The sequence below is a fragment of the Bacillus sp. B4EP4a genome, assembly GCF_006680105.1.
Classification (GTDB): domain Bacteria; phylum Bacillota; class Bacilli; order Bacillales; family DSM-1321; genus Peribacillus; species Peribacillus simplex_E.
Genome location: NZ_VHIK01000005.1, coordinates 26728 through 50343, shown reverse-complemented (window position 1 = coordinate 50343; position 23616 = coordinate 26728). Strand labels below are relative to the sequence as shown.

Genomic DNA, 23616 nt, shown 5'->3' with positions numbered 1-23616 from the left:
GAGGGAATGAAATGAAGACCATTAAAGTCAATGTTGTTACTCCCGATGGCCCAGTATATGATGCAGAAGTTGAAATGGTAAGCACTAAAGCTAAAAGCGGTGAGCTAGGAATCATGGCTGGACACGTTCCAACTGTAGCCCCGCTTACCATTGGTGCTGTCCGTCTTAAAAATGGAAGCAACACAGACTATGTAGCTGTAAATGGTGGCTTCTTGGAAGTTCGCCCTGATGTGGTAACCATTTTGGCTCAATCTGCTGAAAGAGCTGAAACTATCGATCTTGCACGTGCTCAAGCAGCAAAAGCCCGTGCTGAACAAAGATTGCAGAACAATGATGGATCAAATGATGCCAAAAGAGCTGATTTAGCGCTTAAACGTGCCATCAACCGAATCCAAATTGCAGAAATGCGATAACTTTAATTTATGAAAGCACCTGATCAAACCATTCGTGGTAAGATCAGGTGTTTTTTTATCCAGAAAGTTTTTGAGGATTATTGATATTTAATATCGGAATTAGGAAAAAAAGGTCGAATTATAGAGTAAAGTATTTTCCATTTTAAACCTTAACTCGTCGACATGATTTTATCCTAATGTTATAATGTATACGCTTACATTTATTGCTTCATACCCCCTCCTTTCACGTTGCTTCTAAAAGAATGTTACCCTGCATAATATTTAAAACGGTATCCAAAAAGAAGACAAGCAAATTTGAATTGTACCCATTTAACATGAATTATCCATAAAGGGAGATGAACATGGGACAGCTGCATATTTACCAAAATAATTATTTAATTGTATTTGTTTTCCTTTGTCTTGGCATTTTATTACCTGTGATCGCTTTATTTCTTGGTAGACTGCTAAGGCCGTATAAACCGACAGATATGAAATATACGACTTATGAAAGTGGAATCGAACCTTTTCAGGATTCAAGGGTTCAATTCAATGTCAGGTATTATCTATTCGGATTGATGTTCGTCATATTTGATGTAGAAACGGTTTTTCTTTATCCATGGGCGGTTGCCTATGATGAACTCGGACTGTTTGCTTTGATTGAAATGCTGTTTTTTGTCCTGATCCTAATGCTTGGGCTAATCTACGCTTGGAAAAAGAAGGTGTTAAAGTGGAATTGAAGTTGGATGAACTTACCCCTAAAGAAATGGAAGAAATGCGCCATAGTATTTTTTTATCCACACTTGAGCAAATAAAAGGCTGGGCTAGAAGTAACTCACTCTGGCCAATGACTTTCGGTTTGGCATGTTGTGCAATTGAAATGATGGGTGTCGGTTCCTCTCATTATGATTTGGACCGATTTGGTTCATTTTTTCGGACATCACCCAGACAATCAGATGTCATGATTGTTTCAGGAACGGTAACGAAAAAAATGGCTCCAATAATAAGTAGATTATACGAACAAATGCCAGAACCGAAATGGGTTATTGCGATGGGATCCTGTGCAACTGCTGGTGGGCCTTATGTTCACTCTTACTCAGTGGTCAAGGGGGTAGATCAAATTGTACCTGTCGATGTATATATACCGGGTTGTCCCCCAAACCCAGCTGCACTTATTTATGGGATCAATAAATTAAAAGAAAAAATCCGTTACGAGGCGAAAACCGGAAAGCGGGTGATATAGATGAGTGAAAAGGAGGACTTAGCAAAACAAAAAGCGGAGGCAGCGGCCAAGGCGAAGGCTGAAGCACTGGCCCGAAAACAGGCGAAAGAAGAAGCGGTGGAAAAGCCGGAAGGCGAAATGGATAAAGCGAAACAAAAAGCGGAGGCAGCAGCCAAGGCGAAGGCAGCGGCATTAGCCAGAAAACAGGCAAAAGAAGAAGCGGCGGAAAAGCCGGAAGGCGAAATGGATAAAGCGAAACAAAAATCGGCGGCAGCGGCCAAGGCGAAGGCAGCTGCATTGGCCCGAAAACAGGCGAAAGCTGAAAGTGCGGAAAAGCTGGAAGGCGAAATGGATATAGCAAAGCAAAAAGCAGCGGCAGCGGCCAAAGCGAAAGCGGCTGCTGCTGCGAAGAGCAGGACTGCTGTAAAGGAAAGCGAGGAAGTTAACACCCCTAGCGAACTTTCCCCAAATCAGTCGAAACTGGATCAAATCGTTTCTGCTATTGAGAGCCATATAGGACAAGGGGCATTATTAGAGCACTATATTAATAGATTATCAAAAGATGTACCCACTTTAGTGGCTAATCCGGATACATATTTCTCAATAGCAAAATTTCTGCGGTACGATGAACAGCTTAACTTTTCGTATTTATCGGAACTTCATGGTACGGACTTTGAAACCCATATGGAAATCTATGTACATTTACATTCATTCAAAATGAACCAATCAGTTGCCTTGAAAGTGAAACTTGATAGGGATTCTCCCGTTATTCCATCATTGGTCCCATTATGGTCAGGAGCAAATTGGCCAGAATGTGAGGCGTATGATTTATTAGGTATTAACTTTTATGAACACCCTGATTTAAAGCGGATTTTACTTGGTGAAGAATGGAAAGGGTATCCCCTTAGAAAAGATTATCAGCCTTATGATGTGGAGGTGTAAGCCCAATGTTAAGGACGGAAGAAATGCTTCTCAATGTCGGGCCGCAGCATCCGAGTACACATGGTGTTTTTCGGCTTGTCATCAAGATTGACGGTGAAATTATAAAAGAGGCAACACCTGTCATTGGGTATTTGCATCGCGGTACGGAAAAACTAGCGGAAAATCTGCAATATACACAAATAATCCCATATACCGACCGGCTCGATTATCTAGCGGCAATGACAAACAATTATGTGCTTTGCCATGCTGTTGAGACAATGATGGGGGTGGAGATCCCCGAAAGGGCAGAATATTTGCGGGTTATCGCAATGGAATTGGGCAGAGTGGCAAGCCACCTTGTCTGGTGGGGTACATACTTGCTGGATATAGGTGCGACGAGCCCTTTCCTATACGCATTTCGAGAACGTGAAATGATCGTTAATTTATTGACTGAATTGTCAGGGGCGCGCCTTACATTCAATTATATGCGTGTCGGAGGCGTGAAATGGGATGCTCCTGAAGACTGGATTGCGAAGGTTGCCGAGTTTGTCCCTTATATGAGGGAGCAGCTTGCCGGTTACCATGAGCTTGTGACAGGTAATGAAATCTTTGTTAATCGGGTTAAAGGGGTAGGCATCTATACGAAAGAAGAAGCTCTGCAGTATTCGCTTAGCGGTGCCAACTTAAGGTGTACAGGTGTGGAATGGGATTTACGAAAAAATGAGCCATATTCCATTTACGACAGGTTCACATTTGATGTTCCTACAAGGGAAGAGGGTGATGCCTTTTCACGCTATCACTGTAGAATGGAAGAAATCGAAGAATCACTGAAAATCATCGAGCAGGCGGTTGAGCAATTTCCAGAAGGGCCGATCCTTGCTAAGGTCCCTAAAATAATAAAGGTTCCTAAGGGTGAAGCATTTGTCCGAATTGAATCGCCAAGAGGGGAAATAGGCTGTTATATCGCGAGTGAAGGGAAAAAGGAGCCATACCGTTTGAAATTTCGCAGACCTTCATTTTATAATCTGCAAATTCTTCCGAAATTATTGGAAGGGGAAAATATGGCGAACTTGATAACGATATTAGGTGCAATCGATATCGTTTTAGGGGAGGTTGATGGATAAATGATCAAGGATCTTCTCCACTCCGCTCCAAGCCTACTGAATTTTGGCATTTTTTTTGGTTTGGCAGTCCTGCTCCTGTTCGTCGTATTAGGGTTTGTAACCTATGGAATCCTTTCAGAACGAAAAATCATGGGATTCATGCAAATGCGTGTCGGCCCAAACCAAATTGGGGGGAAATGGGGTCTCTTGCAGACCGTTGCTGACGTTTTGAAACTTCTGATCAAGGAAGATACGATACCCAAAAAAGCTGATAAGCCGTTATATATTTTAGCTCCGGTAATTGCTTTTGCTCCTGCTTTCATGGTCCTTGCCACCTTGCCGTTCACCGATGCCTTCCAATTTGCGGATATAGGTGTCGGACTGCTTTATTATATTGCGATATCCGGCATATCGACCATCGGCATCGTCACTGCGGGTTGGGCTTCCAATAATAAATATTCTTTGATTGGCGGAATGAGGGCAGCCGCGCAAATGATATCTTATGAGATCCCATTGGTGATGTCGCTAGTGGGAATCGTCCTCCTAACAGGCAGTTTAAACTTGAATGATATAGTTGCAGCCCAGGAAAAGGTTTGGTTCATTTTTCTTCAGCCGATTGCGTTTATCGTGTTTTTTATTGCAGCGGTTGCCGAGTTGAACAGGGTTCCTTTTGACCTTCCGGAAGCGGAATCCGAACTTGTTGCAGGCTATCACGTTGAATACTCTGGATTTCGATGGGCTTTCTTTATGTTATCCGAATATGTGTATATGTTTGCAATGGCAACGCTAACCACTGTATTATTTTTAGGAGGATGGAATTCTATTCCGTTTTTGGATTTTATTTCGGCAGCCATCTGGTTCGGTTTGAAGTTCAGTGCCGTATTCTATGTATTGGTCTGGATTCGTGTAACCTTTCCTCGTATAAGGGCCGATCAATTGATGGAATTCGGATGGAAAGTGCTGCTTCCGGTTGCATTAGCAAATATATTTTTGACGGCACTAATAAAAGAATTGATTAACCTTTTTTAGAAACATAAGCTGGTCGGAAAGCGAGGGATTTATATGCTTGGTTTAGCAAAAGGTTTAACCTATACATTAAAGAACTTGACGAGGAAAAAAGTGACCTATGACTACCCGAATGAGCCGCTTCCGCTCCCTGACCGATTCCGCGGAATCCAAAAATTCTATCCTGAAAAGTGTATTGTATGCAATCAATGCGTGACGATTTGTCCAACGGATTGTATTCAATTAACTGGTAAGAAACATCCGGACCCATCGAAAAAAGGGAAAATCATCGATACGTATGACATCAATTTCGAGATTTGCATTTTATGTGATTTATGTACGGAGGTCTGCCCTACAGAAGCGATCGTGATGACGAATCAATTTGAGCTGGCAGAGTATAGCCGTGATCATCTATTTAAAAATCTGGAGTGGCTGGATGAAAATGATGAAAATATCCGGAAGGTGAATAAAGTATGAGTTTGTCGGGTGAATTAATTGCCTTTATTGGTTTGGCACTCGTCGCGATATTAGGCGGGGTGCTGCTGATTACCTTAACAAAAGTGGTGCACATGGTAATTGCACTTGTTTTTACTTTCTTGGGCATTGCAGGCATTTATATGTTGCTTTCGGCCGAGTTTGTCGCCATTGTCCAAATCCTTATTTATTCAGGGGCAATCACGATCGTGATGCTATTCGGGATTATGCTGACAAAGCACCAGGAAAATGATGCACCTGCTAAAGGGGGCTGGGGGAAATTTTCCTTGCTCGCAGCGATTGCTGGATTCGCCGTGGCGGTTTATCTGGGGATTTATAATCTGGATATACCTGTACAGCCAACGGCCTTGCATGAGGAAAATACAAAGCAAATAGGAATCGAACTTTTTTCAAAATATGTGATTCCATTTGAAGTGATGTCGGTACTCCTGCTTGTTGCTTTAGTCGGTGCCATCGTATTGGCTAAAAAAGATGATGAGGAGGGAGATCGATCATGACGGGAGTTCCCTTGTCGGCTTACCTTGTATTGGCACTCGTTTTATTTTGTATAGGGCTGTATGGTGCCTTGACGAAAAGAAATGCGGTCATTGTTTTGATTTCAATCGAGCTGATGCTGAACGCCGCGAATATCAATTTAGTCGCCTTCAGTAAATTCGGGGTAACGCCATCCATTACGGGTCAAGTTTTTTCCTTATTCACGATTACGATTGCTGCGGCCGAGGCAGCTGTAGGGCTGGCTATACTAATGTCCCTTTATCGCAATCGGAAGACGGTCAATGTCGATGAAATGGAAATAATGAAGAATTGAAGGTTTATATAAATGAAGAAGGGGATTTGATACGATGATGGAGCACGCATGGCTCATACCGATCTTTCCACTCGTCACGTTTCTGGTTCTGCTTCTATCAGGCGGGCGGTTGCGGGAACGAGGGGCTTTTATAGGAATAATATGTACATTGGCTTCGTTTGTTTTATCGTTGCTAGTCCTGATAGAACGATTTAAAGAACCTACTTATAATATATCGATAGATTGGCTTTCCTTCGGAGGGACACAACTTACAGCCGGATTCGAAATCAATCAGCTTAATGCCTTGATGCTTGTGATCGTTTCCCTTGTCAGCCTGCTTGTCCAGATATATTCGAAGGGGTATATGAAGGGTGAAGTGCGATTCTCCATTTTTTATGCTTATCTGGGCTTCTTCACCTTTGCCATGCTTGGTCTAGTCATGGCACCTAATTTATTACAGCTTTATATCTTCTGGGAATTGGTCGGGGTGGGTTCTTTCCTGCTCATCGGGTTTTACTTTTATAAACTGGAAGCTAAGGCTGCAGCGAAGAAGGCATTCATCATGACCAGGATTGGGGATGTAGGGCTCTTAATCGGCATCATTCTTCTATTCTGGGAAACAGGCAGCTTTGAATATGGAGAGATCTTTCAAGCCGTTCAATCGGGCATGATATCAAGTGGAAAACTGACTTTAATCGCTATTTTGATTTTTATAGGTGCGGTTGGGAAGTCTGGACAATTTCCGCTTCACACATGGCTTCCGGATGCAATGGAAGGCCCGACTCCGGTTTCCGCATTGATACACGCAGCAACCATGGTTGCTGCAGGGGTTTACCTGGTGGCGGCCATGTTTCCGTTATTTATGGCTAGTTCTGCTGCGATGCAGGTCGTAGCAATAACAGGTGGAATTACAGCCATATTTGCCGCAAGCATTGCCATAGTGCAAAAGGATGTTAAGCGTGTATTGGCCTATTCGACAATCTCTCAGCTCGGTTTTATGATGCTTGCTTTGGGTACTTCGGGATATGTGGCCGGGGTGTTTCATTTAATGACCCATGCCTTTTTTAAAGCATTGCTGTTTTTGGCGGCAGGCAGTGTTATTCACGCTATACATACACAGGATATGGAAAAGATGGGCGGTTTATGGGGTAAGTTGAATTGGACTGGGCCGCTGTTCTTGACTGGCACTTTGGCGATATCGGGGTTTCCGTTGCTCTCGGGTTTTTTCAGTAAAGATGAAATTCTGATGGCTGCCTGGGAGAATGGTAGTTATATATTGTTTGGTCTAGCGGTGGTTACCTCCTTTTTAACTGCGTTTTATATGTTCCGGCTGTTTTTCATGATATTTGCAGGCGACTCGCGCAGTCAAGTAAAACAGGTCAAGGAATCACCTTCCATCATGTTAATTCCGATGCTCGCATTGGCGTTGCTTGCTGTAATCGGTGGGTATATCCAAACACCGTGGTTTGGAACTTTCCTTGGGGAGTGGCTTGTGGAGGGAAATGAAACTCTTCTAGGCGCCAGCCATAGTGAGGGGCCCGTTTGGATCATGTTGATGGCCGTGCTTGTATCGCTGGCCGGGATATACCTTGCTTATATGATATACGCTAAAAAGAAGTTACCTCGGGAATGGCTTGTCAAAGAAAACTCCGGGGTATATAGGGTTTTGGAAAATAAGTATTATATAGATGAGATTTACCACCTTACTGCAGGTTATGCAATCAAAGGCTTTAGTATATTCCTATCTTATATTGAAAGGTTCATTATCGGTGGCCTGGTTTCCACTGTAACAAGTTCAATAGAAGGATTGGGGAAAATAGGGTCTAAACTGCAAACGGGACAGGTACAGCAATATGGCATGATAGCCTTTCTGGGACTTGCGGTACTGTTGGTGATTTTTGCAGTGACTGGGGGGTATCTAAGATGAATGTCTATTTGCTCTCGCTTTTAGTGTTTTCACCGCTGCTGGGCATAGTGATGGTTGCCCTTATGCCGAAAAAAGAGGAAAGGACGATTAAACAATTTGGCTTTTTCGGAACACTGCCTCCCCTTTTCCTCTCGTTCTTTCTATGCAGCCAATATTATTCGGGTGTGGCCCTATCCTTATTTGACATTAAGTTGAATTGGATCAGGTTTGGGAACTTGGAGATGTATGATCCCAAGCTCTTCACGGTTGACTTTGAGTTGGGGCTGGATGGATTAAGCCTCATCTTCATATTACTGACAACAATCATTTCATCACTGGCCGCAATCGCGTCCATTTATATAAAAAAAGATTGGAAAGGGTATTATTTGTTATTTTTGATCCTGGAGATCGGAATGCTCGGTGTCTTCACGGCAGAAAATTTGATCCTTTTTTTCATCTTTTTTGAAATGACATTGATTCCTGCTTTCTTTTTAATTGGTAGATGGGGCTTTCTGGAGAGGGAGAAAGCTTCTTATAGTTTTCTGATTTATAATGGCATTGGTTCGGCCGTTTTATTGGTGGCCATTTTGATTTTGTTTGCCAGGACAGGTACGACTAACATTGCGGCATTGACACAGATGATGACAATGGGCGGTGTTTCGCTTTTTGCACCCATATCCGGTTCGATGAAATATGGTTTATGTCTCGCCTTTCTCGTTGCATTTGCGATAAAGCTGCCCGTCTTTCCCCTTCACAGCTGGATGGTGCGGGTCCATGCAGAAGCACCTCCATCCATAGTCATGATACATGCGGGTGTCCTATTGAAAATAGGGGCATATGGAATCATCCGGTTTGGAATGGGGATATTTCCTGAACAATATAAAAGCTTGGCCTTTACCATTGTCCTGTTTGGGGTCCTCAGTTTTTTATATGGTGCATTTCTAGCGTTGGTACAAACGGATTTCAAGCTCGTTTTAGCTTACTCGTCAATCTCACATATGGGTATAGTCATGATGGGGCTGGGAGCCTTGAATGAAGCGGGCATTCAGGGAGCTATTTTTCAAGTCATCTCACACGGGCTAATTGCCGCTTTGTTGTTTTTCCTGGTGGGAGTGCTGTATGAGCGGACGGGAACCACGATGCTTCCTAAGCTTGGGGGATTGGCCAAGTCGATGCCGATTTTTTCAGGATTTATGTTAGCTAGCGGGCTGGCTTCACTCGGTTTGCCCGGCATGTCCGGCTTCATCAGTGAATTCATGGTATTTCTTGGCTTATTCAAAAGTCAGCCGTTGCTTGCGGCAATAGGTGTGATCGGGCTGGTATTAACCGCTGTTTATGTACTGAGGGCGGTCATGCTGATGACTTTTGGAAAAAATGATAGCTTGATAGAAACAGAGAAACGGGACCTTAGGGGCTGGGAGTTTTTGCCGGCATTGGTTCTTCTCGGTTTGATAATAACTGTCGGGGTATACCCAAATTTGTTAGGCGGGCCTCTTCAAGGAACGATTGAAGCCATGATGCTAGCTCTAGGGGGGCGATGAAGGATGGATTGGAACACGATGCTTTCTTATGATTGGGGAGCGATGATGCCGGAATTCATCATCCTTGGAACGGCCATGTTTCTTTCGATATTGGATCTATTCTGGCCGAAGCACTTTGATCGGAGAAAACTGGCATGGCTCGCGTTAACCGGAATCATTTTGGCATGTTTGTCATTAATTAGCCTGCTATCCTTTGAGACGGTCAGTATCTTATCCGATACGTTTCGTTTAGATTCATTTGCAAAAGCTTTTAAGCTGCTGCTTTTATTCGGAGCGGCCCTAATCATCCTTCTGGCTGAAGGATATGAACCGCAAGAGGGGCTGCGGGAGCACCGGGGGGAATTTTATTACCTGTTCCTGACCGCTTTGCTTGGAGCGATGGTCATGTCCTCAAGCGGTGATTTGATAACGCTGTTCGTTGGACTGGAACTTCTTTCACTTTCATCTTATATATTGGTCGGAATACGCAAGCATGATCGAAAGTCCAACGAAGCGTCCATGAAGTATGTGATAAACGGAGGCATTTCCACAGCGATCACTTTATTCGGAATGAGCTATTTATATGGAGTGACCGGTTCCGTCAATCTAGGCGAAATGAGCCGGACGATGGCCGCAATGACGGACGGCCAGCTGCAATACATTATGGGACTCGCTTTCTTCATGGTATTTGTCGGTGTATCCTTCAAGATAGCTGCCGCCCCATTTCATATGTGGGCGCCGGATGTCTATGAGGGGGCACCGACACCGGTCACAGCCTTCTTGAGTGTAATTTCGAAAATGGCGGGTTTCATCATCATCCTGCGCATTTTTCTCTCGTTATTCCTAACAGCTTCGGGTGATACGTTCGGAGCGCTCGACTTTTTGGAAAAGAATAATATCTATATAGCTTCATTGGCGGGGCTGACGATCATCATTGGAAATGTGGTTGCGTTAAGGCAGCAAAATTTAAAACGATTGTTCGCCTATTCAAGCATCGCCCATGCGGGTTACCTGCTTGTAGCAGTGGCAACATTGGGCGGGGGATATTTCCTGCTGGATACTGTCTGGTTTTATCTAATGGCTTATGTATTGATGAATATAGGTGTATTTGCAGTCATTCAGCTGCTCTCCAGTCAAAGTGGGTCAGAAGATATTAGCATTCTTGCAGGGCTGGGGAGGAAATCACCGTATCTTGCCATGGCATTCACCGTATTTATCCTGGCGCTTGCTGGAATTCCCGGGACGACAGGTTTCATTGGCAAACTCAATATTTTTCTAGGAACATTCATAACGGAGCCTGGACATTTTGTCCTTGCGGGAATCATGATTGCAGGAACCATTGTTTCCTATGTGTATTATTTCGGATTATTGGTGCAGGTCTTTTTCCGACCCATTCATTCGGAGAAGGTCATTAAAATTCGTCCGGGTCTTTACGCCGTGTTGATCATTTGCGTGATAGGCACCATTCTTTTCGGGGTGGCGCCAAATATTGCCTTTGATTTTATTCATGATCAATTTGGCGAATTTACAGACTTTATTTCGAGTAAATGATATAATGCCTGTATCAGAGGCTTGTTCCATTGGATCAAGCCTCTATTTACAGTTTTAAAAAGATATTTTGCAATTCTTCCTTTTAAATTCCAAATATGCAGGAGTTTTGTGTTAGAATAGAATTTGGGTGTCTTTTAGGAGGTATGTACATGTTTTCAGCAATGGGACAGCAGGCTTTAACAGGGATTATTGCACACTTGTTTTTCATCGCAGTTACCTGGTGGGCTTTACAGGCATTACATTTTGATAAAATGTTAAGATCCAATTCGGTCATCAAGGCCAGGGTTTTATATATTTTATTAACTGTTGCCATCGGTTCAGTTGTAAGTAATTTCTTCCTCGACTACCTGGGATTTGCAAACCAACTTCCGTATATGTTTAGTAATGACTGATAAGCTGTGAGAGTTTTCTTATAGCAAAATATGATTCTACTCTCTTGTATTCGCTTTTGCTTCCTGCCAGTTTAAGGGGAAGTTGTCACCAATTGTCGGAAAACTTGAAGTATGATCTCTCTCCTTATGGAAAGAATGTGTAAAAGGGGAGGGATTTAACATGTTTAATTTAAACAAAAAAATGTTAACATACATAGTATTTCTCGGTTTGACGGTGATTTTAATTGGGAATAGTACGATTGTGGCAGAAAGTAAACCAGATATAGTTAAAATGGTGGGACTGTTACAAAAAGATGAAGATTTGGACATAGGGGATTGGTCTGTACTCACTAGAGAAATAAATAAAGAGATTACAACTAAACAAGAGTTTGAAAGCGAAGTTACAGCTTTAAAACGAAAATACCCTCAATTTCAATGGCACCGGAAAGATGATGCTTCCGGCTGGAAGGCTGAGGCGTTAACTTACAATGTCGATTCAGGTCTGACCGAGTCTATCAAAATAATGACAACGGAAGAGAAATTTGATAAAGTTACCTATGTTATTTACGAAGTGGAGGGGAAAGAGTGGAAGGAAGCCAATGCGGCATTTTTTACTGCTACGTTCCAAAACAGGGTGAATGACCTATTTATAGGAACTCCTTCAATTTTTTCTTGTATTAAAGGGTCTATCAATGATAATATGGATTCGGTTTTAAACTCTAAAACTGAAGACCTGTTAGATATGTTCCAAGCAAGGGAAATTGAGAGTGTGCATGAAACAAACTTCACATCTATATCTGCACATTCAACTTTGTTTAAACAACCATTGACAAAAGAAAAATTAAATTTGCAGTTTGGGCTACGGACAGAAGGATTGGGTGACCGAACGAACTTTGTAGTTGGCACACCAATCATAACGTTTGAATATTAATATAGAGAAAATGGACGCGGAGGGGAATACTTTTGGAAAAAATCATCGTCCGCGGCGGAAAAAGGCTTAGCGGGACAGTTAAAGTAGAAGGTGCTAAAAACGCCGTTTTGCCAGTTATCGCTGCAACATTATTAGCAAGTGATGGGAAAAGTATCATTAAAGATGTTCCTACGCTCTCCGATGTATATACAATCAATGAAGTATTGCGCAACTTAAATGCAGATGTTGCCTTTCATGACAATCAAGTAACTGTAGATGCATCAAGAGAGTTATTAGAAGAAGCACCATTTGAATATGTACGTAAAATGAGAGCTTCCGTTTTAGTGATGGGCTCATTACTAGCAAGGAATGGCCGGGCCCGCGTTGCTCTTCCTGGTGGCTGTGCCATCGGATCACGTCCTATCGACCAGCATTTAAAGGGTTTTGAAGCGATGGGAGCAAAAGTGAAGGTCGGCAATGGTTTCATTGATGCCGAGGTAGAAGGCAGACTTAAGGGTGCAAGAGTGTATCTTGACTTCCCGAGTGTGGGTGCCACTGAAAACATCATGATGGCAGCAACACTTGCTGAAGGTATAACTATTCTTGAAAATGTGGCCAAAGAGCCTGAAATTGTAGATCTTGCGAATCTCCTTAATAAAATGGGTGCCAAAGTCAGAGGTGCCGGTACTGGTACGATGAGAATCGAAGGTGTCGATAAATTATATGGCACTGAACATACGATTATACCTGACCGTATCGAAGCTGGTACATTCATGACTGCGGCCGCTCTTACTGGCGGCAATGTTCTTGTTCAAGGAGCTGTACCTGAACACCTTACTTCCCTTATAGCTAAAATGGAGGAAATGGGCGTTGAAATTCTTGAAGAAGAAGATGGATTACGCGTTATCGGTCCAAAAACCTTGAAGGCCATTGATATCAAAACAATGCCGCATCCTGGTTTCCCGACTGATATGCAATCGCAAATGATGGCATTATTACTGCGTGCTGAAGGAACAAGTATGATTACGGAGACCGTTTTCGAAAACCGTTTTATGCATGTTGAGGAATTCCGTCGCATGAATGCCAATATTAAAATAGAAGGTCGTTCCGTTATCGTTAATGGACCAACTAACATTCAAGGTGCTGAAGTAGCTGCAACAGATTTACGTGCCGCAGCAGCGCTCATCCTGACTGGATTGGTTGCAGATGGCATTACACGTGTTACAGAACTGAAGCATCTTGACAGAGGGTACGTGAATTTCCATGGTAAATTGGCATCCCTAGGTGCAGATGTGGAACGTATTAACGAAGATGTACCTGCTGAAACAAAAAAAATTGCAGATTTAAACGCATAAATAGCTTATAGAACCATTCACGTTCGAGTCATTGAACCGTGAATGGTTTTTTTTGTCTTGATCCGGATTCATCGACTACAGTTAAATAGATGTCGTTTTTCTATTCATAAAAGCTTGTCCTTCGACATACATTTGTTATGTAAAGATACCTGCTGGATACGATTATATACGGCAGAGAAAACAAGTGTAGGGAGGCTCAGGAATTTGAAAGCAATCAAACCGATGATCGTACTATTCATAGCAGTAGCATTCGTAATTATCATGATTCCGGCAGTGCTTGTGCTTCCATTTTCAAATGATAAGACAAGTGGGCAGTTGACCGAACAATTAGAAAAGAAAGTGAAGAATGAGGGTAAAGAGGTAGCAGCAAATGAAATGAGTTCCGTAGAAGTTGCCGTTTACCGAACATCTGCAAAAAAGATTGAAAAACTGCCGATTGAATCGTACTTGACTGGTGTGGTTGCGGCTGAAATGCCAGCGGATTTTGAAGAAGAAGCGCTGAAGGCTCAAGCATTGACAGCGAGAACTTACATTGTCAATCAGCTTATAAGCGAAAGTCGATTGGGCTTGCCGGATGGTGCCGATGTAAGCGATACGGTCATGCACCAAGTTTATAAGAATAATGATGAGCTGAAAAAACAGTGGGGCTCTGATTATAAATCGAAGATGCAAAAAATTAACAAGGCTATAAAAGAAACTGCGGGTCAAATTTTAACCTATGAAGGAAAACCGATTACTGCCACTTTTTTTTCGACCAGTAATGGCTACACGGAGAATTCCGAGGACTATTGGCAAGCTGATTATCCCTATTTAAAAAGTGTATCCAGTCCGTGGGATAAAGAAGAATCACCAAAATTTTATAATAAAGTTGTAGTGGATACTGCCGATTTTGAAAAAAAACTGGGTGTAAGTCTTTCTTCGGGAACATCAATAGGGACTGTCATTGAAAGAACATCAGGTAATCGCGTAGGTGTAGTGGAAATCGCAGGAAAGAAAATGACAGGAAAACAGATTCGTGAGAAGCTCGGGCTGACATCATCCGATTTTGACTGGGAGCGTCAGGGCAATCAGATTGTCATCACGACAAAAGGATCCGGACATGGAGTTGGAATGAGCCAATACGGTGCTAATGGCATGGCCAGGGAAGGTAAAACCTATGAAGACATCGTGAAATATTATTATAAAGGAGTCAAAGTTCAGTCTTCAAATAAGTGGCTGAATACGATGACAGCAAAAAAATGAGAGATGGGAATCCCCATCTCTCATTTTTTTGCGCTTAATTTTTCTATAATGGTCAAAAAGCCCCGTTCACGCTTGAAATAATGATATTGGACATGAAAATAGACTGCTGCTACTCCTATGATATCTTTAATGACGTCTATTAAGGTAGAGGAGCGGTATGGGACGAAAGATTGGTGGTATTCATCAATAACTCCGTAAAGGCAAGCCACAAGTGCCGCCAACAGGCTTAAACCAGGCTTCAGTTTTTGGTTTGCAGCAAGGGCGGAAACTAATAATATATACAAAAGGGCAAATTCGACCAGATGAAGTGCCTCTTTGATAAATCGGTCAATTGAGGATGAGGGAAGATCAAGAATCATATCATCGGGGTTGCTCGACATTATCCAAATGGCAATCATATATAGAAAGGGCAATAACGTTAACACAAGTTTAAAAGCTTTTTTCATGATTTAAACATCCTTCAACAGTAAGATACCAAACATTTTACCATTCTACGAATAAAATCGGTTTCATTTCCACAAAATAAATCTAAAAAATTTTTTTCCTGAATGTATATAATCTTAACAAAATGTTCAGAATGATTGCTGAGGTGATTAATATGAGAGAGGAAGAAAAGAAACCAACTTCCACAATCCGACGTATACTAAAACAACGTTGGGCATTATCAGCAATCTATATCGCAAGTGCAGCCATAATCTTAGCCGCGGCCTTCTTATTACAAAATAGTTTTGACGATTCAGCTAAAGATGGTAAAGAGGAATCAGCTGAAACAGGAAAAAACTATGGTGAGCCTTCTGTAGAGGTTAATAGTAATCTTGAGACAATCAAGATGCCTGTAGCCGATGCGGACAAAACGGTTATCAAGAAACAGTTTTATGATGTGAATGCGGATGAAAAGGCACAAGAAGAAGCATTGGTATTCTACAACAATAGATATGAGCAAAACAAAGGTATAGACATTGCAATGGAAGATGGAAAGACTTTCGATGTAAAAGCTTCCTTAAGTGGAAATGTAACGAAAGTTCAAGACGATGCGTTACTTGGAAATTTAGTTGAAGTAGAGCATGAAGATGGAGTTGTTACCCGTTATCAATCTGTTAAAGACATTAAGGTTGCAGTCGGTGACAAAGTGAAACAAGGACAAGCAATTGCTACAGCTGGAAAAAGCCAAATCAATGAAGAGGCTGGCGTACATGTACACTTCGAAATCAGAAAAGATAACATTGCTTTAAACCCACTTGATTTTGTTGATAAACAAGCTTCTGCGATTCAATCGGCAACTGAAGCTGAAGGCAGCGAACTTGAAGATTCAGCTAATAAAGAAGAAACACCTGCAGTCGAAGGGTCTGAAGCTGATAAAGAAGAAACACCTGCAGTCGAAGGATCTGAAGCTGATAAAGAGGAAACACCTGCAGTTGACGAAACTGACGAGAGCACTGATTTAGAGAGTGGCACTGATGAGGAAGGCTCTGTCCCTGGTGAAGATACAACTGAAGACAGCGATTCCTTAAAAGATTCGTTAAATCAATCTAATTAAGATTAAGATTTTTAATAAAATCAAAACAAAAACCTAGAGCGTTACGAAAGACAACAACTGAAAATTTGGTAAAAGGAAGCCGTTCACTTTGAACGGCTTCCTTTTTTTTTTCGAGGAAATATTGGCCAATATGCTGAAACCTTTGAATTTCTGACAAATTTCTCGGGAAATAATTTACGCTTAATGAAAATAAACAGATGAAAATCAGAAATATATCCAAACCGCCTGTCCCATTAGGCATATATTCTTAACCAAGCTAATAAGATGTTATAAACCATGCAAAGAGAGTGTTTGAGGTGAGGAATCGTTTATTACAAATTATCTAATAGGTGAATAATTCTATCTTTCATTGTTTATAGGGCAGCGGTATTCGATTCGAAAAATACGAATCTCATTTCACACTTCTCACATCCAATTTGGGGAGGTCGAGTGGTGTGCACGATTACATCAAAGAAAGAACTATCAAGATAGGAAAGTATATCGTGGAAACTAGAAAAACAGTCCGCGTCATTGCAAAAGAGTTCGGAGTCTCTAAAAGCACGGTTCATAAAGACTTAACTGAGAGGCTGCCGGAAATTAATCCTGATTTGGCTAACGAAGTGAAGGATATATTGGATTATCATAAATCCATTCGCCACCTTAGAGGTGGAGAAGCGACAAAGTTAAAATATAAACGTTCTGAAAGAGAAGAAGAAATCGTTAAATGATACTTGAATCATTCCGGCAATTGGAAGTGAATAGGGCAATCGGGGCAGAATAAGGGGACATGAAAGTGAATGTCAGCTTTTTTCTTAACCTTGATTGCGGTTCCATGCCGGGATTTTTTTTATGGGGAAATGCGGAAAATTTAGTACATAAGGCATCGATTTTTTTTACATATTGGCAAAAAAGGGAATAATAGTATTTATTAGTGTTTATTTATAATTCATACTTACTTGTGCCAATGCAATATGGTAAAATAAACAATTAGGACAGAAGTAGGTTATATGTGAGGATATTCAAGGAGGATTTAAGAAATGTTTGCTAGAGATATTGGGATAGATCTTGGAACAGCCAATGTTCTTATACATGTCAAAGGTAAAGGAATTGTGTTAAATGAGCCTTCGGTAGTTGCGATTGATAAGAATACGAACCGTGTTCTTGCCGTCGGGGAAGAAGCTCGTAAAATGGTAGGCCGTACTCCAGGAAACATCATCGCAATCCGTCCTTTAAAAGACGGTGTCATTGCGGATTTTGATGTAACAGAATCGATGCTTAAGCATTTTATCAATACATTGAATGTGAAAGGCTTCCTTTCAAAGCCTAGAATTTTAATCTGCTGCCCGACCAACATAACAAGTGTCGAACAAAAAGCGATTAAAGAAGCTGCTGAAAAAAGCGGCGGGAAAAAAGTATTCCTTGAAGAAGAACCAAAAGTGGCTGCTATCGGTGCCGGTATGGATATTTTTCAACCAAGCGGCAATATGGTCGTAGACATTGGCGGGGGTACAACGGATATTGCCGTTCTTTCAATGGGGGATATCGTTACATCTTCTTCTATCAAAATGGCCGGTGACAAATTCGATAATGAAATTTTAAATTATATCAAGCGGAAGTACAAGCTCCTTATTGGTGAGCGCACAGCGGAAAACATTAAAATCCAGGTTGCAACCGTCTTCCCTGGATCTCGTAATGAAGTCATCGATATCCGTGGGCGCGATATGGTATCGGGATTGCCTAGAACCATTTCGGTCAACTCGGAAGAAATTGAGGAGGCTCTTCGCGAGCAGGTTTCCATCATTGTACAAGCTGCAAAAAGCGTGCTTGAGCGGACACCGCCAGAACTTTCTGCTGATATCATCGACCGCGGCGTCATTTTAACAGGCGGAGGAGCATTGCTTCACGGGATTGATTTACTCCTTGCTGAAGAACTTAAGGTCCCAGTACTTGTTGCCGAGCAGCCAATGGATTGTGTAGCAATCGGAACCGGTATCATGCTTGATAATATGGATAAATTGCCACGGCACAAATTCAACTAAAAAGCGGATGGAAATCCGCATCATAAGATAGGGGTCTAAGGTTCAGACAAACGTGAGGCATAGTGAAAGTGCGTGCAGTTCTAGTACAGATGAGCAATAGGCCCTCTTCTTTTAATCGAGAATTTAACACCATTCCTTTAAATCTGACCTAGCCTACGATATAGACAAATTCTTCTGCCTAATGCTGTCCCTTTTCCTTAAGATACTGATGTTCATGACCGATAAGATAGATATGAGAAATTGAACGGGATAAGTTATGTAAATTGAGGAGTGAAGAAGATGTTAAGAGGTTTTTATACGGCTGCTTCCGGGATGCTTACACAGCAAAGGCGCACAGAATTGCTCACAAACAATATGTCCAATGCGAATACAACAGGGTATAAAGCGGATCAAATGAGTGTAAGGTCTTTTCCGGAAATGCTCATAAGCAACATAGGTGGTAAAACGGTTCCTACGGAGAGCAAATTGAGCATGTCTAACTTATCCCAGGTTGGGGGGCTCAGTACGGGTGTTTACGTACAGGAAGCGAATCCTTTATTTGCCCAGGGCACATTGGAGGAAACCCAGCTTAATACGGATATTTCCTTGGTTGATGAAAACCTTCCGATCAATGAAGAAACGGGTCGGCAAGGATCGGTTTTTTTTACTGTCCAGGATGGTGATGGTGCTATCCGTTATACACGTAACGGCAGTTTCACCCTGGATGGGCAAGGTTATCTGACTACGCCTTCCGGTCATTATGTATTGAACGAAAATAATGAAAAGATCCAGCTTGATGGCGATCAATTCACAGTAGCGGAAAACGGTGTTATTTTAGAAGGAAATGTTCAAATCGCACGTATGGGCATCGGTTATTCGGATGATCCGTCATTACAGCTCATGAAGGATGGGGAAGGCCTGTACAAGGCTGTGAATGATGGGGATTTACCTAGCGCATATGCTGCTGCAGATGTCGGTTTTTCTACTAAGCAAGGTTTTCTTGAAGGCTCCAATGTTGACCAATCGAGAACGATGACAGAAATGATGTCGGCATACCGCTCTTTTGAAGCGAGTCAGAAGGTTCTTCAAGCCTATGATAAAAGTTTGGATAAAGCGGTCAATGAAGTTGGCAGGCTTTAATTAAACAGTAGGGAAAAATGATTTTGGAAATTTGAACATGTAAGGGGAAAAACCATGAATCGGACGATGATGACGGCGACGAATACGCTGAACCAACTTCAAAGTAAAATCGACCAAATAGGTAATAATATCGCGAATGCGGACACGACCGCCTACAAAAAGACCCAAACGAGTTTCAATGACTTATTGACACAGAGTTTCAATAATCAACCGGGTGAGACCAAGGAAAAAGGAAGATTGACCACACCTGGAATCCGGCAAGGAACAGGTGCTATGATAAGCCAATCTCAATTGGTGCTTTCACAGGGAGCCTTAAAAACGACGGACCGCAACCTTGATGCTGCATTCACCCGGGATGACCAATTCTTCACCGTAAGCGTTCATGACGATAAAGGGGTCAATACAAGGCTTACAAGGGATGGGGCCTTTTATTTATCTCCTAATGCTAACGACCGAATGATGCTCGTTACCTCTGCTGGACATAAAGTCCTTGATGAAAATGGTGAACCGATCCTCATTGAGGGGAATATTAAAGACATTAAGATTTCAGAAAATGGCTTATTGATAGTGGATACGGAAGAATATGGCGAAAAGAGTTTTGGGCTCGGAATCGTCTCGGTCAAGAAAACGCAATTTCTTGACCGGCTAGGCGAAAATTTACTTGGACTGCCCAAAAACTTCAATGCCTTGGGTGTTACTGAAGACGATATCATGACTGCATTAACAGGGGATTCCCGCAACCGGGCAGCAGTCCGTCAAGGGTCTTTGGAGTCATCAAATGTCGATCTTTCCAAAGAAATGACGGATCTAATCAATGTTCAGAGGTCTTACCAATTTCAATCCCGTGCTGTAACGATGGCTGATCAAATGAGCGGATTGGTCAATGGAATCCGTTAAGGTATCTGGTAAATAAAATGTCTCCCTGCGGAATTAGAGCAAATCGGTTATAATGTATTCATAACAAAGAGAATCATTCGTGCCGATCATTTTGCATAGCTGCTGAATTTCTGGTGTATAGGGAAAATCAGTCGGCGAGTTTTCTTAAAAGGAGCTTTCACATTCTATATGGAACAAAATCGTGTAATGAGACAAGAAATTGAAGAAGAGATAAAGGAAGTTGAGGCGAAACCGAATCGTAGAATCAAGGTCCGTCTTTTGCCAATTTGGCTTCGTTTACTCATTGTTATTGGATTGATTTTCATTGCTGTATTATCCGGGGCACTATTAGGATATAGTGTGATTGGTGGAGGACATGCAATGGATGTTTTCCAAAAATCCACATGGACCCATATTATTGATATAGTGAACAAGGGCGCGTAGTTCCATGTTTTTTTGAAGTAGTTGCTGTCGTTATCGGATTTATATTACATGGCAACTACGCCTCTGTCTACATGACAGGGGCGAGTTTATGTTATGTTAGAAATATTTTAGTCATAGGAGGAACATGTATGCTTGATATCACACAAATAAAGGAAATTATCCCACATCGTTACCCATTCTTATTAGTCGACCGGATCATAGAAATAGATGAAGGGAAAAAAGCGGTTGGATTGAAGAATGTCTCAGCAAATGAAGAATTCTTTAATGGCCATTTCCCCGATTATCCAGTTATGCCTGGAGTTTTGATTGTAGAGGCATTAGCGCAAGTCGGTGCTGTAGCCGTTTTGAAACAAGAAGAATACAAAGGACGGCTTGCTTTTTTCGCTGGGATTGATAATTGCCGCTTTAAAAAGCAAGTTAAACCAGGTGATCAGCTGCGTCTGGAAGTGGAAATAGTGCGTATGAGAGGGTCAATGGGTAAAGGGAAAGCAGTGGCAACGGTAGATGGAGAAACAGCATGTGAAGCCGATATCATGTTTGCTTTTGGTGACAAATAAGATTCATTTTCCGCGAAAGGGAAATGGAATGTTTTAACTGTATTTATCGAAAAATGGTTTAAGGAATCGTGAAGCGGTGTATATAAAAAGCACTGCATTGCTTTTTTAAAGCAAGAGCCGTTTTTAGATCTTTCTATTCTCCCTTTGAATGCCGGACATTTTATATGTCCGGCATTTTTTTATGATTAAGCAAAGCGAATTTTTCTTTTTAAATTTAAAATAGGGCGCAAGTTATTTTCACATTCGGGCAAAATAACTAATGATAAAGAAAGAAGGGAGGTTGCCAAAAATGATGAAGAAAATTTTTGCACTAATTGGGGGATCTTTATTATCTATTATGTTCCTTGCTGGATGTGGAACGAATGATAATGACAACAATCCCGCACCAGAAGATGATAACAACATCATAGAAGATGATAACAATGATGTAAATGATAACAACGATGATAACGATATGAATGATAACGATGATGATGGAGTGCTTGATAACGGCGATAATAACGTCGATGATAACGTCGATGATAACGTCGATAATGATGCGGATGACTTGATTAAAGATAAAAAAGACGACGACAATAAGTAATTAGCAGAATGACAAAGACTGGCTTAGGTAAGAAGAGGATTTGTATCCTTATTCGTCTAAGTCAGTCTTTTTTATGTGCATTCGATTAGGGATGGGAAATATGGGAAGGGTATTTATTTATTAGTTGCTAATTTAGGCTTTGAGCGGATTTTTTGCTTGAACTCTTTTATTAATTCATCGCCGGATAGACCTTTTTGGACCAAATCTTCAAGAAGGAGTTCAGCATATTTGCTCCGTGTTTTTTTGATGTGGCCAACAAATAAAAGGCTATAATGGTTGCCCACTTTTCTTATTGTTCGTAAAACCGTGTGGAACAAAGCCGGTTCATTGTCCTTTTTGGTAATGACTGCCTGGATATACACCTCTCCGTCTATATTGGGAAGTGAGGGTTGAAGCTTATTGAAATGATTTTCTTCTACAAAGGCTTCCAGTAACCATGTTCTGGCGTCGTTTTCTTTATTTATTATCAGTCCATCTGTTAATGCGATATCAATCAAGTTTAAATTTTCAGTAACAATTTGCAACGAGATCAATTTAAATGATTTCATCTAATTCCTCCGTTTCTTGCAAGAAAGAGCGGTATTACCTCTCTTAAACGTAATTTTGGTACATATCGATTTAATCCTTTTAAAGGTAATTATATCATACTAAAAAAAAGTCCCTTAATGAAATGAAAACCCAACATTTGTCTAAATTATGAAGGATAGAATAAAAATTTGCAAAATATTTAATTTTGTTAACTATTCGCTTTTCACCTGATTTTAGTCAATAAAAAATGATTTTGCATCAATCCAAACGGTTTTTTATGAAGAAAAATGGTGTAATAAGACCATTTCCTCGATTTTTTAATCGATGGAAGAAAGAGTATGATTAAAGCATATTAAAGAGGAAGGAGTGAAAAGATGATTAACCAAGTTACCCTCGTCGGCAGGCTTACGAAGGATCCCGAATTAAGATACACACCCGATGGCAAGGCTGTTTCCAATATCACGTTAGCAGTCAACCGGAACTTCCGTAATACTGTCGGTAACTATGAGGCGGACTTCGTACAGTGTATCATATGGAAAAAGTCGGCTGAAAATACTGCTCAATATTGTAAAAAAGGTGCAACGATCGGCATAACTGGCAGAATACAAACAAGGAGATACGAAAATCAGGAGGGCAAATATGTATATGTAACTGAAGTGGTTGCCGAGAGGGTTCAATTCATTGGGTCTAAACAAAATGATGTTAAGCCCAAAGATTTTGAACATATTGGTTTATAGTGTTACGTGGAGGTTGGTATGATGGCGTGCCACAGGACGGAAGCAAGTTTGTTTTCAAGAAAATGTACGAGTGGGTTTATCCCGCCATGTGGTGAAGACCCATGTGAAAACGTAGGACAGATCAATTTGATGCTTACTGCATTGGAAACAATAAAAGTATTTATATGACCATAATGAAAAATACATGCACAGTTTTTCAGCACAATTTAGTCAAACTCGACAGTAGTATATAGATTATCTTTCATCCATTCATTCCCCAAAAGCTAATATAGCTTCTTCCCCGCTGGAAACCTCGATTTACCCTCAATAAAATCGAGTTATCTGATTTCCCCCTTGTAATGACTGCAAATAAGCAGTCATTTTTTTGTGCCAAAATGTGTGTAAAAGAGAAAAATAAAAAAATAATTCTGTTAAATTAGAATTTTTAGAAAATATATTGT

27 protein-coding genes are annotated in these 23616 nt (G+C 41.3%); 25 read left to right on the top strand and 2 right to left on the bottom strand.

What is annotated here, in order from left to right; genetic code table 11:
* Positions 1–11 precede the first annotated feature (11 nt).
* From FNK51_RS02180 to spoIID, 16 genes are all read left to right on the top strand, one after another.
* Positions 12–413, top strand: coding sequence for a F0F1 ATP synthase subunit epsilon (locus tag FNK51_RS02180; protein ID WP_034315803.1), 402 nt, complete (start codon positions 12–14; stop codon positions 411–413).
* Positions 414–754: 341 nt separating this feature from the next.
* Positions 755–1129 carry an NADH-quinone oxidoreductase subunit A gene (locus FNK51_RS02175; protein WP_076368347.1) on the top strand — a complete coding sequence of 125 codons (375 nt, stop codon included), beginning with the start codon at positions 755–757 and terminating at the stop codon, positions 1127–1129.
* A 26-nt stretch (positions 1130–1155) separates the two neighbouring features.
* Entirely contained in the window at positions 1156–1632 is a 477-nt protein-coding gene (locus FNK51_RS02170) for a NuoB/complex I 20 kDa subunit family protein (RefSeq protein WP_170946902.1), read from the top strand.
* Positions 1633–2553 (top strand): NADH-quinone oxidoreductase subunit C, encoded by a 921-nt coding sequence (locus FNK51_RS02165; protein ID WP_141992309.1) that lies wholly within the window; start codon positions 1633–1635, stop codon positions 2551–2553.
* Positions 2554–2558: 5 nt separating this feature from the next.
* Positions 2559–3656, top strand: coding sequence for an NADH-quinone oxidoreductase subunit D (locus FNK51_RS02160; protein WP_098371645.1), 1098 nt, complete (start codon positions 2559–2561; stop codon positions 3654–3656).
* Positions 3657–4664 carry an NADH-quinone oxidoreductase subunit NuoH gene (gene nuoH / locus FNK51_RS02155; protein WP_141992308.1) on the top strand — a complete coding sequence of 336 codons (1008 nt, stop codon included), beginning with the start codon at positions 3657–3659 and terminating at the stop codon, positions 4662–4664.
* A 33-nt stretch (positions 4665–4697) separates the two neighbouring features.
* On the top strand, positions 4698–5117 hold the full coding sequence (nuoI, locus tag FNK51_RS02150; protein WP_048685828.1) for an NADH-quinone oxidoreductase subunit NuoI: 420 nt from the start codon (positions 4698–4700) through the stop codon (positions 5115–5117).
* Positions 5114–5632, top strand: coding sequence for an NADH-quinone oxidoreductase subunit J (locus FNK51_RS02145; protein WP_076368342.1), 519 nt, complete (start codon positions 5114–5116; stop codon positions 5630–5632). The genes nuoI and FNK51_RS02145 overlap by 4 nt, the downstream gene beginning before the upstream one ends.
* A complete protein-coding gene (nuoK, locus tag FNK51_RS02140) occupies positions 5629–5943 on the top strand; it encodes an NADH-quinone oxidoreductase subunit NuoK (protein ID WP_098371643.1) in 315 nt (104 codons plus the stop codon). Before FNK51_RS02145 ends, nuoK begins: the two co-directional genes overlap by 4 nt.
* 34 nt (positions 5944–5977) lie before the next feature.
* A complete protein-coding gene (nuoL, locus tag FNK51_RS02135) occupies positions 5978–7849 on the top strand; it encodes an NADH-quinone oxidoreductase subunit L (protein ID WP_141992307.1) in 1872 nt (623 codons plus the stop codon).
* A complete protein-coding gene (locus tag FNK51_RS02130; protein ID WP_141992306.1) occupies positions 7846–9369 on the top strand; it encodes a complex I subunit 4 family protein in 1524 nt (507 codons plus the stop codon). The genes nuoL and FNK51_RS02130 overlap by 4 nt, the downstream gene beginning before the upstream one ends.
* 3 nt (positions 9370–9372) lie before the next feature.
* Positions 9373–10899, top strand: coding sequence for an NADH-quinone oxidoreductase subunit NuoN (nuoN, locus tag FNK51_RS02125; RefSeq protein ID WP_098371640.1), 1527 nt, complete (start codon positions 9373–9375; stop codon positions 10897–10899).
* A 149-nt stretch (positions 10900–11048) separates the two neighbouring features.
* Positions 11049–11291 (top strand): DUF1146 family protein, encoded by a 243-nt coding sequence (locus FNK51_RS02120; RefSeq protein ID WP_034315776.1) that lies wholly within the window; start codon positions 11049–11051, stop codon positions 11289–11291.
* Positions 11292–11451: 160 nt separating this feature from the next.
* On the top strand, positions 11452–12201 hold the full coding sequence (locus tag FNK51_RS02115; protein WP_098371639.1) for a YwmB family TATA-box binding protein: 750 nt from the start codon (positions 11452–11454) through the stop codon (positions 12199–12201).
* A 32-nt stretch (positions 12202–12233) separates the two neighbouring features.
* Entirely contained in the window at positions 12234–13535 is a 1302-nt protein-coding gene (gene murA / locus FNK51_RS02110) for a UDP-N-acetylglucosamine 1-carboxyvinyltransferase (protein WP_098371638.1), read from the top strand.
* 204 nt (positions 13536–13739) lie between these two features.
* Positions 13740–14777 (top strand): stage II sporulation protein D, encoded by a 1038-nt coding sequence (spoIID, locus tag FNK51_RS02105; protein ID WP_260397942.1) that lies wholly within the window; start codon positions 13740–13742, stop codon positions 14775–14777.
* Positions 14778–14797: 20 nt separating this feature from the next.
* On the opposite strand, the gene FNK51_RS02100 is transcribed toward spoIID, so the two are convergent.
* The gene (locus tag FNK51_RS02100; protein ID WP_076368335.1) at positions 14798–15223 is read right to left on the bottom strand and encodes a VanZ family protein; all 426 of its coding nucleotides are present in this window, start codon (positions 15221–15223) and stop codon (positions 14798–14800) included.
* A 152-nt stretch (positions 15224–15375) separates the two neighbouring features.
* Here FNK51_RS02100 and spoIIQ point away from each other — a divergent pair, with 152 nt between their 5' ends.
* From spoIIQ to FNK51_RS02060, 8 genes are all read left to right on the top strand, one after another.
* Positions 15376–16314, top strand: coding sequence for a stage II sporulation protein SpoIIQ (gene spoIIQ, locus FNK51_RS02095; protein ID WP_141992305.1), 939 nt, complete (start codon positions 15376–15378; stop codon positions 16312–16314).
* Positions 16315–16748: 434 nt separating this feature from the next.
* A complete protein-coding gene (spoIIID, locus tag FNK51_RS02090; RefSeq protein WP_034315767.1) occupies positions 16749–17021 on the top strand; it encodes a sporulation transcriptional regulator SpoIIID in 273 nt (90 codons plus the stop codon).
* 309 nt (positions 17022–17330) lie between these two features.
* A complete protein-coding gene (gene mreB, locus FNK51_RS02085; RefSeq protein ID WP_076368333.1) occupies positions 17331–18332 on the top strand; it encodes a rod shape-determining protein in 1002 nt (333 codons plus the stop codon).
* A 279-nt stretch (positions 18333–18611) separates the two neighbouring features.
* Positions 18612–19451, top strand: a complete 840-nt coding sequence (locus FNK51_RS02080) for a flagellar hook-basal body protein (protein ID WP_098371635.1) — start codon at positions 18612–18614, stop codon at positions 19449–19451.
* A 54-nt stretch (positions 19452–19505) separates the two neighbouring features.
* Complete coding sequence (locus FNK51_RS02075) at positions 19506–20348, top strand: flagellar hook-basal body protein (protein ID WP_141992304.1); 843 nt, start codon at positions 19506–19508, stop codon at positions 20346–20348.
* Between the two features lie 168 nt (positions 20349–20516).
* On the top strand, positions 20517–20771 hold the full coding sequence (locus FNK51_RS02070; protein ID WP_098371633.1) for a DNA-directed RNA polymerase subunit beta: 255 nt from the start codon (positions 20517–20519) through the stop codon (positions 20769–20771).
* Positions 20772–20899: 128 nt separating this feature from the next.
* Positions 20900–21328 carry a 3-hydroxyacyl-ACP dehydratase FabZ gene (gene fabZ / locus FNK51_RS02065; RefSeq protein WP_141992303.1) on the top strand — a complete coding sequence of 143 codons (429 nt, stop codon included), beginning with the start codon at positions 20900–20902 and terminating at the stop codon, positions 21326–21328.
* A gap of 289 nt (positions 21329–21617) precedes the next feature.
* A complete protein-coding gene (locus FNK51_RS02060; RefSeq protein ID WP_141992302.1) occupies positions 21618–21911 on the top strand; it encodes a hypothetical protein in 294 nt (97 codons plus the stop codon).
* 113 nt (positions 21912–22024) lie between these two features.
* On the opposite strand, the gene FNK51_RS02055 is transcribed toward FNK51_RS02060, so the two are convergent.
* Entirely contained in the window at positions 22025–22459 is a 435-nt protein-coding gene (locus FNK51_RS02055) for a YwpF family protein (RefSeq protein ID WP_098371631.1), read from the bottom strand.
* A 354-nt stretch (positions 22460–22813) separates the two neighbouring features.
* On the opposite strand from FNK51_RS02055, the gene ssb reads away from it, so the two are divergent.
* Positions 22814–23176: a single-stranded DNA-binding protein gene (gene ssb, locus FNK51_RS02050; RefSeq protein ID WP_141992301.1), complete on the top strand. Its 363-nt coding sequence runs from the start codon at positions 22814–22816 to the stop codon at positions 23174–23176.
* Positions 23177–23616 lie beyond the last annotated feature (440 nt).